Annotated in this window: 9 protein-coding genes; all 9 read right to left on the reverse strand. The window is 40.5% G+C overall.

Annotation, left to right across the window (positions count from 1 at the left end; translation table 11 throughout):
- Positions 1-18: 18 nt before the first annotated feature.
- Positions 19-3,309: a SusC/RagA family TonB-linked outer membrane protein gene (locus P3L47_RS05490; protein ID WP_277782948.1), complete on the reverse strand. Its 3,291-nt coding sequence runs from the start codon at positions 3,307-3,309 to the stop codon at positions 19-21.
- 186 nt (positions 3,310-3,495) lie between these two features.
- Complete coding sequence (locus P3L47_RS05495) at positions 3,496-4,512, reverse strand: FecR family protein (RefSeq protein WP_277782949.1); 1,017 nt, start codon at positions 4,510-4,512, stop codon at positions 3,496-3,498.
- 138 nt (positions 4,513-4,650) lie between these two features.
- A complete protein-coding gene (locus tag P3L47_RS05500; RefSeq protein WP_277782950.1) occupies positions 4,651-5,211 on the reverse strand; it encodes an RNA polymerase sigma factor in 561 nt (186 codons plus the stop codon).
- Between the two features lie 172 nt (positions 5,212-5,383).
- Positions 5,384-7,573: a hypothetical protein gene (locus P3L47_RS05505; protein ID WP_277782951.1), complete on the reverse strand. Its 2,190-nt coding sequence runs from the start codon at positions 7,571-7,573 to the stop codon at positions 5,384-5,386.
- A 132-nt stretch (positions 7,574-7,705) separates the two neighbouring features.
- A complete protein-coding gene (locus P3L47_RS05510; RefSeq protein WP_277782952.1) occupies positions 7,706-10,018 on the reverse strand; it encodes a glycoside hydrolase family protein in 2,313 nt (770 codons plus the stop codon).
- Positions 10,011-11,762: an N-acetylmuramic acid 6-phosphate etherase gene (locus P3L47_RS05515; protein ID WP_277782953.1), complete on the reverse strand. Its 1,752-nt coding sequence runs from the start codon at positions 11,760-11,762 to the stop codon at positions 10,011-10,013. The genes P3L47_RS05510 and P3L47_RS05515 overlap by 8 nt, the downstream gene beginning before the upstream one ends.
- Before the next feature lie 33 nt (positions 11,763-11,795).
- Positions 11,796-13,199 carry a sugar porter family MFS transporter gene (locus P3L47_RS05520; protein WP_277782954.1) on the reverse strand — a complete coding sequence of 468 codons (1,404 nt, stop codon included), beginning with the start codon at positions 13,197-13,199 and terminating at the stop codon, positions 11,796-11,798.
- A gap of 49 nt (positions 13,200-13,248) precedes the next feature.
- Positions 13,249-15,834 (reverse strand): hypothetical protein, encoded by a 2,586-nt coding sequence (locus P3L47_RS05525; RefSeq protein ID WP_277782955.1) that lies wholly within the window; start codon positions 15,832-15,834, stop codon positions 13,249-13,251.
- A gap of 21 nt (positions 15,835-15,855) precedes the next feature.
- Positions 15,856-18,393: a glycoside hydrolase family 15 protein gene (locus P3L47_RS05530; protein ID WP_277782956.1), complete on the reverse strand. Its 2,538-nt coding sequence runs from the start codon at positions 18,391-18,393 to the stop codon at positions 15,856-15,858.
- Positions 18,394-18,434 lie beyond the last annotated feature (41 nt).

Consider the following 18,434-nt stretch of genomic DNA (forward strand, 5'->3'; position numbering starts at 1 on the left):
TTGTAGATAATAAATAGATTAGAATGTCAGATTTACCCCAAAAGAATGGGTCTGAAGCAAAGGATATTCATTTGTTCCTGAGTTTTCCGGATCAATATCAAAAAACATATTATCAAGCGTAAATAAGTTCTCTGCAGAATAATAAACGCGCAAGTTCTCGATACCGATCGGTTTCAATATTTTAGCAGGAATCGTATATCCCAACTGAAGGTTCTTCATGCGTAAATAACTGGTATTTTGTATCCAAAACGTCGACATGACATTATAAGACGCACTTGGAGAATTTTGCATATAATATATACGAGGCATCGTTGCATCCTGATTATCCGGAGTCCAGGCATCAAGCCATATAGATGCAGGATGAGAAATATCACCGGAAAAATTACCGACAGAACCTCCATCAACCATACGATGTACACCTGCAGCACCCGAAAATAGCATCGACAAGTCAAAGCCTTTATAACCGGCATTCAGATTCAGTGCAAACGTAACAGTCGGATCAGTCGATCCAGCCAAAACACGGTCATCAGCCGTAATTTTACCATCGCCATTAGCATCTTTATAAATCAAATCTCCAGCCTTAAACTTTTGCGAACCAAACGGATACCCATCCTTCCCTGCATATTTATCCATATAAGCCTGTGCGTCAGCATCAGAACTAAAAAAACCATCAGCTTTATATACATAGTAGGAATTAAACCGTTTACCTATTTCACGACGTTTATACTCATTTTTCGGATCAGTCATATAATCGACTCCACCTAAATCCAGCAGTTCGTTCTTATTATAAGCCATATTTGCCGTTGCACCAAACTTCCAGTCGCCCCAGGAGTTATTATAACTTACCATCAGCTCGACTCCACGATTGGCCATTGCACCGACATTATCTTTATAAGCATCCAGACCAAATTCCGCAGGAACCGGTACGTCCATAATGATCCCTGTTGTTTTACGGTCATAATAATCGAAAGATATATTGATCTTATTATTAATCGTTGCATCCAGACCAATACCCCAGGTACGGGCTTTCTCCCATCCAATAGTAGAAAGTTTATAAGATTTCTGATAATACCCAGTGTTCACCTCTCCTCCAAACAGATATTTGGCATCCAGATTATAAGTACTCATCCACGGATAATATTCGTCCAAAGCATCCTGATTTCCCAACAATCCCCAGGAAGCACGGATTTTCAGATTATTCAACCAGTCTTTTGTACTTTCCATAAAGCTTTCTTCACTCAAACGCCATGCTCCTGAAAACGATGGGAAATATCCCCAGCGATTTCCATCAGCAAAACGGGACGAAGCATCAGAACGGATATTCGCTTCCAATAAATATTTACCGGCGTAGTCATAATTAATACGACCAAACCAGGAAACCATTGCTAACTCTCTGGTGTATCCTTCATTGGTTTGGGAAGCTGCATCCCCTGCACCAATGTCCGTCAAATCGTTTGTAGGAAAATTTTTACGATAAGCTTTAGTATAGGAATAATCATACTTTTCCGTATGCCATCCTGCCATCGCCTTTAAATTGTGCAGCCCAAATTGTTTATCATAATTCAATAAGGCATCAAACGTTGCCCGATGCCAACCATAATAACGTTCATCCAAATGGTTAGGCTCCGACTCTTTATTCTCATTGTACCGGATATATTTCTGAAAATCACGATAATGTTGTTGATCGTTCACATAAGAACCTGTTACTGTAGCCGTCAAACCGTCCATTACCTTATAATCTACAGCCAGGACTCCCGAAAAATTTTGATTTTTACGGTCAACAGTCTGATCCAAATCCAGCCATGCTAAAGGGTTACCATCAGAAACAGTACCATAAGTTCCGTCCGGATAACGTCCGACAATCCAAGGAGCCATTCCTTGTAATGAACGGAAGATCTGACCGGATCCACCTCCTGCATAACAAGATGTAGGATCTGAATAATCATTCTTAATATAGGCCAGATTCATACGAACTGCCAATCTCGGATTCAGCTGCACATCCAAATTCGTACGGCCATTAAACTGCTGTCTTTCTGCATTCGGTAAAATACCACTCTGATTCAGATAACCGACAGACCCCATATATTTCACATTTTCCGTACCTCCGCTCATGCTGACGTTATGAGAATGCTGGATACCGGTTCTATAAGCCTCTCCGTACCAATCCGTATTCGGATAATTCGGATCTGTTCCATCTTTAAATTTCTGTATCTCTTCTTCTGAGAAACGAGGCGTTAAACCTTCAGCAACCATTACCTGGCTATAAAGGCGTGCATAATCATAAGAGTTCAGACGTTCAGTCAGATTCGTAGGATTCTGAATACCGACGTATCCATTATAGGAAATACGAGGCTTACCGGTCTTACCACGCTTGGTAGTAATCAAAATAACACCATTGGAAGCTTTCGAACCATAAATTGCGGCAGAAGCAGCGTCTTTCAGGACCGAGATACTTTCAACATCATTCGGATCGACCGAGTTCATTGTTCCTGTTTCAATACCATCCACCAGGATATAAGGGTCTGCTGTGTTCAAAGTCCCGACACCACGGATACGGATCGATCCGCCATCCTGTCCCGGGCGTCCTCCCTGTGAAGTAACTGTTACACCCGGCATCAATCCCTGGATACCGGAAGACAGGTTTTGAATAGGCCGGCTCTCCAGATCCTTATTGTCAATCTGGGCAACAGCTCCGGTCATATTTATCTTTTTCTGTGTTCCGTATCCGACAACAACAATTTCTTCCAATGTCTGGGTATCTTCTTCTAAAGTAACAGCTACAGTTTCCTTACTCCCTACTTTTATTTCTTTAGGACGATAACCTATATAAGAAATTTCAAGAGTCGAACCTTCCGGTACATCCATGCTGAAATTACCATCGACATCGGAAATGACTCCGTTGGTTGTACCTTTCTGAATAATATTTGCCCCAATAACCGGTTCACCGTTTGTATCCGTTACAGTTCCCTTCAACGACTTTTTTTGATTGGTAGCCTTCTTTTGATACTCCGGCTCAGTCAATACAACCTGTGTTTCTCCTTTTATAGTATAAGACACAGAAATCTGTTTAGCGATCTGTCCCATCACCGTTTCAATACTCTGATCGTTTGCATCAACAGAGATAGCTGTATTCATACCGGGAAGACCTTTTTTATAGAAAAAGCGATATTTACTTACTTTTTCAATTTGCTTCACCACTTCTGAAGCGGGTTTGTCTTTCATATGTATGGTTATCTGAGCGTGGATTTCCAACAGTGGAAAGGTTAACAATAATGTCAGAATAACCGTCTGTTTAAATAAATGCTTCATGTTACTCAATTTTCTTTTAATTAGAAATAAGATGTAGATAAAATAAATGTTTGTAACTTTGTAAGCAGAGGAGTCCCGTTAACAACAGTCGGTCTCCTACATCGACTGTATCAACTTATGGGATATCTGCTAAAATTGTACTTGTGAGGTAGCTCTATCAAGGGTTACCTCGCTTTTTTTATTCTTTCATTCCTTCCTCATAGGCATATTTGTTTGAGTTCTTCTTTTCAGGAAAACAGTGTCTCCTTTATATTCATACACAACCGGAGTTGTCAGGTTAATAATATCGATAAAGTTTTCAAGGCTGTTATTCCGGATAGTTCCTACATAGCATTCTTTCTTCAACGATTCGTCCTCTATATATATGGTCGTATTATACAGGCGATTCATTATACGGGTAATCTCTTCTAAAGACTCACCGTCGAATGTGATCTCATTCTCCCTCCAAAGAGCTATATCCTGCATGTTTTCATCTTTATATTGTAAAAATCCCCGTGTCAACAGATCGACCTTAACAGACTCATGCGGTTTAAGAATCGCCACATGATCTTCATAACTGACTCTCACAGAGCCGGAAAACAGCGATGCAATCATTTTATTGTCATCCCTGTAGGCATTAATATTGAATGCAGTACCCAAAGCTTCCACTTGCATGCCTTTCGCTTCCACGACAAAGCGTTTTGCCGGATTCTTTGCCACTTCAAAATAAGCCTCTCCTACCAATGTTACATTCCGTTCTTTCATACCATAGTCTGCCGGATAACTGATCTTTGTATCGGAGTTCAACCAGACCTTCGTACTGTCAGGCAAAGTAACAAAGGCTCGTTGCCCTTTTTCCGCAGAGACCATGAAATTCTGTGTCGACAATTGTTTTTGCTTATGGTTCATATTATAATTGAACAGACTCAATACAATGATTATACAAGCCACAGCAATCCGTTGTCCTATTTTCCATGAAAAACGAGAACGCAACGGAACGATTTTCACTTCTTTCTCCTTTTCATCCAGACGAAGACTTAACCGGCGATACATACGCTCTTGAACATCTTTGGGCATCTCATCCGAACTGTCTTTCCAGGCAGTTTCAAACAGTGCAAAAAACTCTTCTTTGGATGCACACTGCCGGAACCATTCCATCAACTGCCGGTTTTCTTCTTCGGTAGTCGTACCTGCTATCAGACGGTGAAGTAATTCTATTCTCATCATTGATTCGTTTATATATAGTAGTCCAATAAATACAGCTACTACTTAGTCTAAATATAAAATATGCTATTCTTTAACTTTAGTTCACAAAATAAATTTTCAAGCACCAGGGAATATGGAGAGAAACAGAAACGTATCTTACAGAGAAAGATAGATAAGAAAGAAAGCGACAGCTTTATTTCCCAGCACTTTACGAAGCTCTTTCAATGCCTGGTAGATATGGGCTTCCACCGTACGTTCAGACAGGGATAGTCTGTTTGCTATTTCTGCATGCGAAAGATTTTCAAACCGACTCATAATAAATACTTTCCGCCGCATTTCCGGGAATGAGGAGATTACATTGAAAATATAGTCACGCAGGGAGTCGGCTTCAATCTCATCTTCTTCTGAACTGGAGGTAAGTTTGATGTCATTGAGTTCCTCTACCGGTTGATTTTTATGAAAGGCTTCTTCTATGTATTTATAAGCTAAGTTACGGGCTATGGTTGAGATATAAGCTTCGAAGTTAAGTTCCGGTTGAATGTTAACCCGCTTTTCCCAAATCGTAAGGAAGAGCTCCTGCACAACGTCTTCCGCTATATCGGAATCGTTCAGCAAATACAAAACGGTATTGTATACTTTCGGACTATACCGCCAGTAAACGGTATTAAAAGCATCCCTGTCTCCCTCTTTAAGACGATATAAAAGTTTACTATCCATGATTATGCTGCCATCTCCCCTGAATTAAACATAAAATCTTATGTTTCACTATAAAATAATGCGCCAAAGGTAACAATTTTATCATCGAAAGAAAAAGAGTACATCAAATTGAAAATATAAAAGCAGCTATTCCTTTTCAAAACAGGAATAGCTGCTTTTATATTAATTGCTATCACCGGGCAACAAGTTTTCTCGGATTAATCCGTTCCCCCGAAGAAGTCACACTATAAAGCATCCATGAATGATCATCGATACGTTCAAGGTGATACAAATTCTCCTTTATCTGCATCTCCTCTTTCAGTTCCTGTGGAAAAATATTGGCTTTACGGGCATCTTCCCAAGTTCGGAAAGCCTTGAATATTTCGTATTTATCTTTACATTGTTCAACTGTTTTTTCACTTAATCCTAACATATACGTAGCATCCCATGCAATTGCTTTCGACTGAAGATTCTCAATAACCTGTACCGACCATTCCGGATTAAAATTCTGGATACCAAAGGAAGGAGCTAAAAAGTTATTGATATTTACATTACGTACATCCTTTCCCTGAATTCCCCATTCATTGGTTACCGGATTAAACATGTTATTACCACCTCCAACATTGCAATTAGCCATATAAAGCCAATTTCCATACATCACACCTGAACCCATTACCCGTAGTTCTTTACCTCCGTATTCTCGATATTTATCAAACAGACGATGATAAAATCTTTTTGCCGAATAGTATCCATGTCCCTGATACATGAAACTTTCCTGTCCGTCAAAATCAACATAGTTCATTCCTCCGTCAGTCAATAAACGAGCATAGTAATCTGCATAATCATCCTGTAGGTTCATATCAGGAACAAAACCATTATAACAGTTCATTTGAAGTTTTCCCAACATTTCACCAGCCTTATGTGGTTGCGGAGTCGTATTATAAGCACCCCGTTTCACGCCAGTCAATGTATAGGGAATTGTTGTCGTCACTCCGTCATAAGTCAGAATTTCTTTTCCCAATTTCAGAACGTTCAAAGCATTACAATGCCATGTTCCCCGCTCATTCAACCAGCTGGTATCAGCTACGTATATATTGGTTTGAGTTTCTGAAATATCTTGCGTTATTTGGGTACGCAGTACCAGGCACAAACTATCATTAGGCACAGGACTTACATCACTGCAATGAGGTTGAAGAAATTCACACAAGGTATGCAATCCATACGCCAAACCTTTTTTGTTTGCCATCGCCGTAAACTCAGCAATAGGGATCTTCTTTCCACTATAGCTTATCTTCTTTCCTGCCCACCGATCCGCCGGATTGGCATAATACTCCCCTATACCTTCATCCTGAACGGCATGTACTCCCAACTGAGATGCATAAGAAATCAAACTGTCATGAGCTCCCCACCAGGCAAGATCGGTACGTCCGGCCTCCGGGTCGCGTACCCATTTACCATATTGAGTGATATAAGGTAAACCTTCGTTCTTAACGATTGATTCTATCAAATCCAGGGTCTTTTTTCTGGGACAGGCAAAAAAGGCAACAGAGGAGTCAAGTAAGTCTACATCTATTGTTTCCACCTCATGATGCTTAGGGACATTGATATTGTCAAAGCCAGGGATCAATGTAAAAAAGATCGTCTGTGGTTTCCGCCGATCACGCGAATGCATGACAATATAAGAACCATATTCCGGATCATATCCGGCTCCATTTCCTGCACACATATAAAAATGCTCCTCGGCTTTGTCAGTAAACGCAACATCATTCCGACCATCGCCACCAATACGGAACTTCTGGCCTTCCGATAAAGAATCAGGTAATGGATATTTCATCGGATCAGTCGTATGCACATAATAGTACATCTGATTCCAATCTCCGTCTGTCGGAACACCTGTTATCGTATTATCATTTCCGGCAAACAAACCAATAGTATAATCTTCATTACTTACCACCCCTAACATATCACCGATATATTCCCGAATGGTCGTATTGTAAGGTCCCCATACTACATTATCTACCTCACCCCGATTCTCCAAAGAAAGCAGGCGGAACATGATATATTCCCCTTTTTCTTTCACACCTACAGTTGCCACAGAGCCATTCGGATAACTCAGTACAACAATCCCTTCACTCAAACAAGCCGAAGAAGGATAGATAGGATTATCATTGCCTACATACAAAGCCAATAGTGGAGAGGATTTCTTTGAAGACAGATATTCCTGGCCGTCCACTTTACTCTTAATACTCCGAATATATCCTGTCGAATCTATCGCCAACGATACGTAGCTGGTTTCCAGATAAAGTTTGCCATCTCCCTGTTTACAGGAAAAGACAGACATTAAAATACATACTATTGCTAATTTCCAGATTGTTGATTTCATATTTATTTAGAGTCTGTTTAGGTTACTCATGGCAACCCGAATTTAAACAATACAAATTTAAAAGTAGCTATCACTACATAAAATAGCAAATAGCTGCTTATTCGGTGGATTATTATTGCTTTTCTTCCTGATCTACATATTACCGGAAGAAAGTGAAACCTTAACTTTTTCACCTCCTTTTATCGAAACTTTCCGCCAATCAGCATAAACGTTCCATCCTAATGGCTTCTGTGCCTCAGCCTGCGTTTCAGCAAAAACTGACACCTCGGCTGGATAATCTGTCGGATTTTCTATTTCTAGCAAAACACCTTTATCGGTTCGTTCCAAAACCCGTGCATTTACATGATCCAAAACCAGTAATTTATCAGTATCTGTCTGCACATAGATGCCGGGATTCTGCAATATAGATAGCAATGCTACCGTTTCCCAGGCCATATTAGAATCGCCTGCCGATACACTTCCAATACCATCAAGACCTTCCCAGTCACTTAAATTGACACGTTCCGATACTGACCCCGGAGCAGAACCACGTCCTAATGGATTGGATGGGGTTGTAACATACTGAACAACATTATGAACAATATCTTTCAGTAACTCCGCATAACGTTCATCGCCGGTAGCCCGATACAATTTTAACAGGAAATCACCGGAAAGGATATAAATACCCGGAGCACTGTGCTCATTTTGAACACTCGCCCAAACCGAACCAGTCGCTTTCGCATTGATACGACCTAAATCGGATTTTTCAGGAAACTTATAATCGTATGAGACCACCCAACTGGAGAACATAGCAGCAGCAAAACGAGCTTTGTCCAACCACTCTCTCTTACCTGTTATTTCGTACAAAACAGTGAGAGACTCTGCAAACTCAGCAGCCGATTCACTGTCCGGACATTGTAAAATTTCTGCCGGACCGCCTCCGGTATATCCTTTCATCAAATCCCTTTCATAATATAGATTCCCTGCAGCCTCAGCTATTTCCAGATAATGGGGTTCATCGTACTTCCCGGATGCCAAAGCCAAAGCGGCAATATTAATAGCTCCCGCTGTCGAGTTGTTTATATCCATCTCTCCGGTTTCTACATCTACAAATTGCCCGAATTGTCCGTACCGGTTCCAAAGCGTGACCAAACCGTCTGCCGCTTTTCGAAGCATGTTATCCCATTCCGGATTGATTTGCGAACCAAAGCCATGTTTTTCCAACAATTCTTCCATCTGTATCGTTTGGTATAATACCAGTCCGGTACGCCTGATCATGGCTATAGAACGTCGTTCACTCATTTCATTGAAATTGTCACCAAACAATTCACCTTTCTTGAACATTCCATAGAAAAGTCCCGATTTCCCTTGTGCCTGTTGAAGCATATTCAGACTGCTGACAATCCGCTCCACACGCTGTTGTGTTGGTTGGATTGCCTGTGGAAAAGCATATACCGGTATTCCGCTCCAACCGGTTTGAATATGTCCATAAGGAGAGTCTGAATCCGGTCTGTTACAAATATATTTATAGCGACCATCATCCAACCATTTTGTTCGATCATGGTGATCCAGGATAATAGAGGCAGTTTCGCTGAATGGCATCCGGTTGATATATTCGTTCTTACCCGATAATGCTTTACGTACTTTAAATAACTTATCGAAGAAGACATCTAATGAAGAGGCATCAAAATTATACACATTCACTCTGACAGACACACTATCTCCTTCATTCCAATCGGTTGCACGGTCTGCACTTTCAATCATATTCGTCATAACGTACTTCTTTTCCCTGACACCCGGTGCTGTTACGACGAAAGAAGCGGTATGTTCTTCCGGGTTTTCCCGAATGATAAATCCGGAAGCCCCTAACCTAGTATCCTGGGTTGTCAGTAATATGAATCCTTTTTGACGGGTAGGACTGTAAAAGCCCAACATGGGAGTCGTACAATTACTGGTCAACATCTCTATCTGCGAAGGAATCGGCTGAACGGACAATCGGGGGATTTGTGTAATGGTTACCGGCATATCCAGTTCCTTCTCTTCTTTATCGTAGATGTAAGGTGGATAAGGGATATTCAACGACCGGAAACGATTCCCGTTGTACACAGCTGCCGGGGCAAAAACCTGATTGGAGGTATCCCAGTTTTCAAATTTGAATTCAACTCCTACTCCGGCATTGTTCATCTTGCCTTTCTCCAATTGAAAGCAATATTTCAGTTCGAATGTACTATCATCATTGCCAAGTATCTGCTGATCGACATTCAGACTCCATACAGTAGCCCCATCTATCTGTGCAATCTCTTTTTGGAAGAGATAAGATTCCTCCAACTGATTCCCCTCATATTGATAAACATAGGATAAAGCTTCTCCATCCAATGTACTCAAGAATGACTTTGTCCTTATTTCTGTAGTACAACCGGATATTAACAATCCTAAAACAGGTATTAACCAATGATGTTTATTCATGATATTGATTATCTTTTAATATAAAATTAATTGTTCGGTTCAGATCAAATCGATTCTTTTCCAATAAAGTAAAAGAATCGTCATTCGTTAAACCGAATAATGTTTGTAGTATATGCTGTGCCCGACAAATTAATTTTTCATTAATACACTCCAAATGAGTCATATAGCACCCATATACATTTCCCAATGAGACCATGGTTGCAGTGGATAAAAAATTCAAGATCTTTTTTGTGGCAGTACCCGCTTTCATTCTAGTTGAGCCAGCTACAATCTCATACCCTGTCCGCAAAGATATTATCTTATCGCAAAATGGAAGATCTTTAACATCCTCTTCTTGAATAAGCACACTATATGCCCCTATTCCTTTAGCAAAAGCCAAAGCGGATTGCACATAATAAGCGGATCCACTAACACTAATGCCTACTACAACATCATTTTTACTCAAAGACGCAGCCAACATCTCAGGAACAGAACTAGCATCTTCTTCAAAATCACATTCAATCTCAATTGAAGCATCCGCAACACCACCTGCAATAAAAGTCAATACTTTATCACGTGGGAATCCAAATGTACAAGCAATCTCTACAGTATCTATCGCCGCCAACCTACCACTTGTCCCTGCACCGACATATAGTAACCTACCTCCGGATTTCAGCCGTTCTACTACCCGCCCGATGACCAGTGACAGGTCAGATAAACTATCCTCCAACCATACACCCGCCTCTTGTTCCGCTTTCCATAACAATCGGACAAATTCATCATGAGTCATCTTTTCCAAATGCAAAGAGGCATCATAGGCATTTTCGGTGGATATAGCTGAATAAGGTTTTATCCATCTGCTTTTTTGCGCTATGTGTTCTCCATATCCAAGCATGGCTGCACCGGCCAGCGGTAATCTGTTTCCCTCATCCAGCAACCTTACCGATGGTATCGTTCCATCTGCCAAAGGATGGTCTTTTAACAAATTGTTCAAGATATCCTCCAAAGGGAAACCTACATGAACAACCAGATCCGCCAATCCACCACCAATAAGCACCTCGTTCGTATGATACATATAATAAGCTGTTTGGACAATCTTAACCAGACCTTCCAAATATGATTTCAAACACACCTTATATTTATCCATTTTAAATAAATCCTCCAAAGCGATATCCGGGTATCGCTTTGCCAACCCCACTATACTGGCCCACTGATCAAAATTCCCATCAGGAGTTTCTATACATCCGAGTAAAGTATAGCTAAAATCAGGGGTCCAAACCCTACCATTTCGCCATACGGAAAATCCTAACCCTGTGCCAATAGGCATCACTCCTATAGTTTTCAATCCGTTCAAATATCCTAATGGAGCAGCTCCCAACATGGTCGCGTTAGCATCATTGATCAATGTCACAGGAACATCAAATTCGTTCTTCAGCCATTCTACCCAAGCAATATTCTTTAGGGAAGAGAGATGAGGTGCCACAAACTTTATTCGTTTACCAGCGTAATCAACTACTCCTGCAGTGGAGATGGCAATAGAACATAGTTCGCCCCGAATGGACAATAGGTCTTTGATCAATTCATTCAAAGCACTCTGGAAATCATGAATTGTAAAAGGAGCAGCCAAACAGCTCTCTCTTTTAACCATATTCAATGGCTGAGGTAAAGTATGATGAAAATAAGCGTTCGACAATTCCTCACAACTGTATGTGGCCCCTTTAATCCAGGTACCCCCTATATCTAAAGATAAAACTATTTGATTCATTATGTAAATTCTCCTTTATTATTTTATACCTGTCTATTTATTTAGCTCTTTTTCTATTTCCTCCAAGGTACGTCCTGTCGTCTCCGGAATGCAAAAACGCATGATGAACAAATAAGGTATGCATACAACTGCAAAACTCAAGAATGTGCCCGATGAACCTAAATTCTCAAGCATAAATGGAGTGAGTTGACCTATTAAAAAGGCTCCGAGCCAAATAAACATACCTGAGAACGACATGGCCAATCCACGAATGCGAATCGGGAACATCTCAGAAAAGAGTACCCAAACGACCAGGCAGATTGAGATGGCACAAAAGAAAATATAAGCCAAAAAGAAAACAAGCATCAGAACAGGTGAAATTCCCCACTCAGCACCTTTACTAAAAAACAATGCAATGAATATCAAGGACATGAACATACCTGTCACTCCAAAGTAAATCAGTTTCTTCCTGCCTATCTTGTCAATGATGAGCAAGCCTAGCACAGTGGTCAAGGAGTTAACCAGACCTATCAATACCTGATATAAGAGAGACTCACCACCCGACAAACCATTTTGCTGAAAAATAGTAGGTCCATAGTAAAGAACAGCATTCACCCCCATAAACTGCCCCATGATAGCGATTAACGATCCAAACAAAATCAATCTTACCGTCTTTGTGTTCAGATTGTCTCTCAATGGTACTTTCTTTCCCTTTTCCGATAATACCTGTTTGATTGAACTGATTTCATTCTCGACAGCAGTATTATCATGAAGCATTCTGTAAAGTACACTCTTTGCCGCGTTCTCCTTATACCTCAACAATAGCCAACGAGGGCTTTCAGGAATAAAAAAGATGATAATAATGAATATAAGCGCAGGAAAGACCTCCGTACCAAGCATACCTCTCCACAGCTCATCGTGAAACAACCAAGCTAACAAACTCGAATTATCAAAAATTGTATTTAAAGACATGCTTGATAATCCGTAATTCACGAGGTATGCCCCTAAAAATCCGACTGTTATAGCCAATTGATAAAGAGAGACAAATCTCCCTCTATATTTGGCTATAGAGATTTCCGAAATATAAAGCGGAGATACGACGGATACTAACCCTATACCTATGCCTCCAATTATCCGGTATATGATCAAGGCGTTGAAGCTTCCCGAAAAAACACAACCAACGGCTGATGCGGTAAACAATATGGCCGACACAAATAGAGTGTTTTTCCTACCGGAATAATCACAGAAGACACCCGCCATCATTACACCAAGAATTGATCCCAACAAGGCAGAACTAACATACCATCCTACTCCTGTCGATGATAATCCGAATTGCTCACTTACCATCTGTATGGTACCAGAAATAATCGCAGTGTCATATCCATACAGGAAACCACCCAAAGCTGCTACTATCGACAGAAATAGTAAGTAAGCAATATTCTCTTTTTCGTTGTTCATTTATTTTTCAAGTATATTTCATGAAAACGTTATTTCTTTGATATAATAATCACTCCATCGCAGGAGGGTAAACTTCCAATAACTTTTTACCGCATTGCAGATATTGTTCCCTTCTTCTGTCATACTCCATCAGAAAAGCTTTTCTGACCGCAGAGAAACTAAGAGGTTCCGCTTCAATCTTTTCTTCTTCCGGAGTAAGAAATCCTTCTTCAGCTCCGGGGATAACGATCAAATAGCAACCGGCATCGGCAGGGGAACGGTCTCCTTTATCTTCCGGACAGTCTTCCCAGGCAACACCCGGTTCAGTCCGATAGCTCTTCAATATTTCCTGAACATAGTTCTTTCTACTTTGTTTATTATCTTTCCAACGGATTTGTATCTTTTTGACTTCCGGAGAAAAGACCATATAACCATCTTTTATTGCCACTTCACCAGTATCAGACGTTACCTGATCAATTTGTTTATAATAAGGGACAGCAATGTAAATATAAGCCGGTTTAAAGTTTGTATAATCACAGTTTAAATGTACATCGGCACCTTTTGGGTTGAATGTCATTACAGCATTAATCTTACCAAATTCGGTACGAATATCCCGTATCTCTATTTTCTTTCCAGGTTGTACCCAAGAAGGCGACAAACAGGAGAACAGATAAAGAGAACGCTCTCCCCTATTTATACCTGCTTTTCCTCCATATTCCCGAACCAGCATATTCCGAATCAATAAAGCAGTTTTTGCCGCTGCCCAGGCATGAGGAGCCGGAACCGGGTCCGGATCACGGTCAGACCAGGGTTCTACCATATTTTCAAAACCTTCATGTGTCGAACCATTATGCAGTAATATATGATACATATCCAAAAGTGCTTTTTCCTGATCATTAATCGCCAGGTATTGATTGGCCAGATTGGTTGTCGCATACTGATGTAGATGCATGCCGTTACGGTAAGTCATAATACCTTCTCTATATTTATGAGTACGGATATGATTCAAAGTCCCTTTTACACGGCTATCCCCGGGATCCAATGTTTCTGTTGGATATACCAATAACATATTCTCCCAATCCTGATCAGTTTGAAACTCCTTAAACCCTTCACGAGCTGTTTCACCAATTAGGTATTTATACAGCCCGGTCGGTACGTAACCATCTGTATGGACACTAGCTTCTATACCTTTCATGATTGCATTGTAATAAGATTTTTCAAGTTCTCTCCATTCACGACTTTCTTTGTCCTTTCCTAAATAGTCGGCTAATGTGATAGCACTCCGTAAACCCAATAAACACCATAAATTATGACTGGTATAATATCCTTTGATCATCTCCGCATCAAAAGGAGTCGAAGGACGTACCAATCCATTCGGCTCTTTTTGATGATCGTGTTCAATCATCCCGATAGCTTGACTGACAGGCCCAAAGACCTCTTCTGCCAAAGTCTTGTTTTGCGTATAAAGAAAATGGTTACACAGACTGAACAAAACCTGTCCATGAGAAGTCATGATCTCCTGCGAATGACTGACACTAGGATCTACGAACAATCCTTCTTCATTAATATTCTTGAACATCCAAGGAAAGTTCAATTCAACAAAATCTGTATGACCGCCAATATCATAAGCTAAACGCATATCAATAAAGTCATTGAAAAATATACCATCGTATGGAAGTCCGCTTCCCTGTCTCTTCGTACCATCCTTTTCCATTCGAGTGGCTAACATCAGATGAACCAAACTGGCTTTGAAAGAATCCTCAACCCGGTCTTCAGGTATCACAAAATATCCCCCACCTTCAATACGCTCTTTCCAATAATCAATACAAGCCTGACGTGATTTAGAATAAGTAGCCTGACGTAACTTCGATAAAAATGCACCTTCGTTATCATCGACAGGCACACGTGGAAATTTAAATGTCAGCTGATAGCTCTCTCCCGGACCCAATTCTCGTAAATAGCGTGTCAGACCGGTAACCGTATTAACCTTGATACCCAAATCCGCAGCCAAGAAAGAACCTGTGTAAGGTTTATCCTTAGTTGCATACTTTTCCGGTTCTCCTTCAAAAGTATAAAGGAGCTGGTTATCACGGATAAATTCATTCTTATCGAAACGATAACTAAACTGATCGGAGAACTCAGCTTCCCCCATCCGATGGTCAAGTCCGGAAGAACGTGTTCCTGCAGAAAATACTGCTTGTTGCTTTTGATCGGATACATTCTTTATTGAAACACGGACAAACTGTACAGAGTTTTTACTATCTTCTCCGGGTAAAGAGGAGCCAAACATTTCCATATCATCCCGTATGCCGTCTTCATGCCAGTTGTATTCCACAATAGGGATCCAGCCTTCATAGAATGTTTTCTGATAAGCAGCTGTCGGCTTGTTAGAACTACCGTAGAAAAAGCAAAGTTCGGCATTTCCCGTATAAATAGAACCATCATAGGTGACCTGTACCGGAGCCGGCGTGAAAGGTACACCTATCACTGTTGTTGATTTAGGATTATAACTCCATTCCCGCTGAGGGTCGTTTACATTATCGGATAACATGGTATAAGCAGCAGCTCCGTCAATCGCCGGATTCTGATCGTTCACCTGCGCAATACTACATGCGCTTAATAAAGGGAATAATAATAATGTTACAAATTTATTCATGATATTTTATTTGAGTTGATTTTAATCGATTGATGGAACATCAATCATGTATTGTTCATAACCTTGTTTTAGTTTCTCTATACGCCGTCTGTTGAATTCATACAAGAAGTTTTTCAAGACAAGATCGAAACTAAGTATCTCTTTTTTATTTTGCTTTTCAACAGGTAGAAGAAAAGCTTTTCCTTCTTTTATAATGGCACAACCCTTTTCATCGACTCCTTCAAAAGTACTACAAGCCCGATAAGCATTGAGTAATTCTTCCGAAACACCACGCATAGGGATATCTTCCCAATCGATCTGAACAGTAGTAACCTCCGGACTCAATACAAGACAACCATCTTCCATATGCGATTTTTTAGCATCAGTTGTAAACCGTACCAATTTTTTAAAATAAGGGATACGAATGCGGATAGTTCCCGGTTGTTGGTGAAAGTTATTCCGAATTGAAACAGTTGCTCCTCCTTCTTTAAAATCCATCCGGGCAGAAACAGTTCCCATCTCTGTTGGAACCTCTTGAATAACCAACCGTTTACCAGATTGAACCCATGCCGGCGAAAGAACTGAGAAAATATAGAGATCCCGTTCTTCTGGTTTCAAACCGAACATTCCACCATATTCATACACAAGAAAATTACGAATTGTAAATGCTATTTTGGAAGAAGCCCAGGCATGAGGCGGAGGACAAGAAGGAACCTGTCGATCCGTCCAGGGACGAACCAAATTTTCAAAACCTTCATAAGTGGAACCACAGTGCAGTAATATATGATAAAAATCAATCAATGCCTGCTTCGCATTACCTCCGACCATATATTGTTCGATCATGTTCGCCGTAATATACTGATGAAGATATAATCCATGCCGATAAGTCATAATTCCTTCTGCATATTCTTTCCGAATATGCTGGAGAGTACCCGTTACTTTCGGATCGTCCGGTGACAACAATTCTGAAGGATAAGCCAACAACATATTTTCCCAATCTGCATTGGTCATGTATTCGTCGAATCCCCGGCGAGCCGCTTTACCTGTCAGAAATGAGTAAAGTCCGGTCGGAACATAGCCGTCTGCATGAACAGATGCTTCAATTCCTTTCATGATATTCTTCCTGTAAGTCTGTTCCAATGCCGACCAGTCATCCGCATCCTTTTTATTTCCCAGTCCAGTTGCAATACGAATCGCACTCCTAAGCCCTAACAAGGCCCATACATTATTTGTGGTATAATGTCCGTCGATCATCTCATTATCATAGGGTACGGCAGGAGGGAGCAAACCATATTGATTCTTAGCAATTTCTGTTGCTATAAAACCGACCGCTTTTTGCAGACTGGGATATACACTTCGGATTGTTTCCGTATCGCGGGTGAAGAAGTAATAATTAGCCAAGTCATACATGATATGTCCTTGTGCAACCGGTGGTGTATCATGCCCCTGCTCTAATGCAATGTCGGCATAACGCCCGTTGGGTTGTTGATAAGCAACAGCATTCAGAATGATCATTTTCGCATAATCATTCAATCCCATCATCAGACAAGCCATCAGATGTTCTGGAGAAGAGGTCAGGAAAAAGTTCGGATAGGGAAGACCATCTGTTACTGTTTTCTTGCCTTCTATAATCCGCGTTGCCAATAACAAATGAACAATAGAGGCTTTCAATCCATCCTGAAATTGTTTTTCAGGAATTTCATACCGGATATTTTTCTCAACTTTCTCTTTCCAAAAGGCAATAGTCCTATCTTTGTACAATGAGTAATCTGCCCGGTCAACCGCTTGTATTACTGTTATTTTATCCGCATCCACCGGGACCTGTGGCATTTTGAAGATCAGTTCTTTCTCTTCTCCTTTCTTCAGACCAAAATGATAACGTGCAAGAGCTACAGCTCTCTCTTCCTTTACATTATAACTGTTAGCTGAAAAGGACTTCAGATAAGGAACTCCGTTTACCGCTTCATTTTTTGCCCCGGCAGGAAATGTATATAACAACTGATTATCACGAAAGACCTTCCCGTCTTTTATCTCAAAGATATTATCGGTAGAAAAACCTTTCACTGCTCCTTCCCGATTATCCGGATAACGACCTCTAATAACCGATGTAAAATCAACCTCGCGTGTATCGGAAGATGTATTTTTCATCCTCACTTTTACAAAATTAAGAACATTGCGCTCTTCATTATCCAGAAGTACAGATGCAAAAGCTTCCATTTCGTAGTGTATGCCATCATCCGTCCAATCATATAAAACAACAGGTATCCACCCTTCATAAAACGTTTTCTGCCGGGCCAGGAGTGCTTTATTCTTTTTCCCATAGAAGAAGCCTAACTCAGCAAAAGTTGTATACAATGAACCATCGTAAGTAATCTGAGTGACACCGGCTTCTTCTGTTTGAAAGGGAACACCGATCACGGTGGTTGATTTAGACATATAGCACCACTGTTTAGCCGGATTATCGATAACCGGATCTATTACTTTTTTATAAGGCTCATATTTTTGTGCATTTATATCTGTGCCAATAGGCACAAATAAAACAAATATCAATATTATATATTGTTTTATATACTGTTTCATTATTGTTACTTATAAGTTTAAGTCAAATAAAAGGGAATAGC

It is taken from the genome of Parabacteroides chongii, from assembly GCF_029581355.1.
In the GTDB taxonomy this organism is placed as follows: domain Bacteria; phylum Bacteroidota; class Bacteroidia; order Bacteroidales; family Tannerellaceae; genus Parabacteroides; species Parabacteroides chongii.

Bases quoted from the DNA above. Each gene is read 5' to 3' on its own strand.
- P3L47_RS05490 (WP_277782948.1), bottom strand. From the start codon at position 3,309: ATGAAGCATTTATTTAAACAGACGGTTATTCTGACATTATTGTTAACC.
- P3L47_RS05495 (WP_277782949.1), bottom strand. From the start codon at position 4,512: ATGAGAATAGAATTACTTCACCGTCTGATAGCAGGTACGACTACCGAA.
- P3L47_RS05500 (WP_277782950.1), bottom strand. From the start codon at position 5,211: ATGGATAGTAAACTTTTATATCGTCTTAAAGAGGGAGACAGGGATGCT.
- P3L47_RS05505 (WP_277782951.1), bottom strand. From the start codon at position 7,573: ATGAAATCAACAATCTGGAAATTAGCAATAGTATGTATTTTAATGTCT.
- P3L47_RS05510 (WP_277782952.1), bottom strand. From the start codon at position 10,018: ATGAATAAACATCATTGGTTAATACCTGTTTTAGGATTGTTAATATCC.
- P3L47_RS05515 (WP_277782953.1), bottom strand. From the start codon at position 11,762: ATGAATCAAATAGTTTTATCTTTAGATATAGGGGGTACCTGGATTAAA.
- P3L47_RS05520 (WP_277782954.1), bottom strand. From the start codon at position 13,199: ATGAACAACGAAAAAGAGAATATTGCTTACTTACTATTTCTGTCGATA.
- P3L47_RS05525 (WP_277782955.1), bottom strand. From the start codon at position 15,834: ATGAATAAATTTGTAACATTATTATTATTCCCTTTATTAAGCGCATGT.
- P3L47_RS05530 (WP_277782956.1), bottom strand. From the start codon at position 18,393: ATGAAACAGTATATAAAACAATATATAATATTGATATTTGTTTTATTT.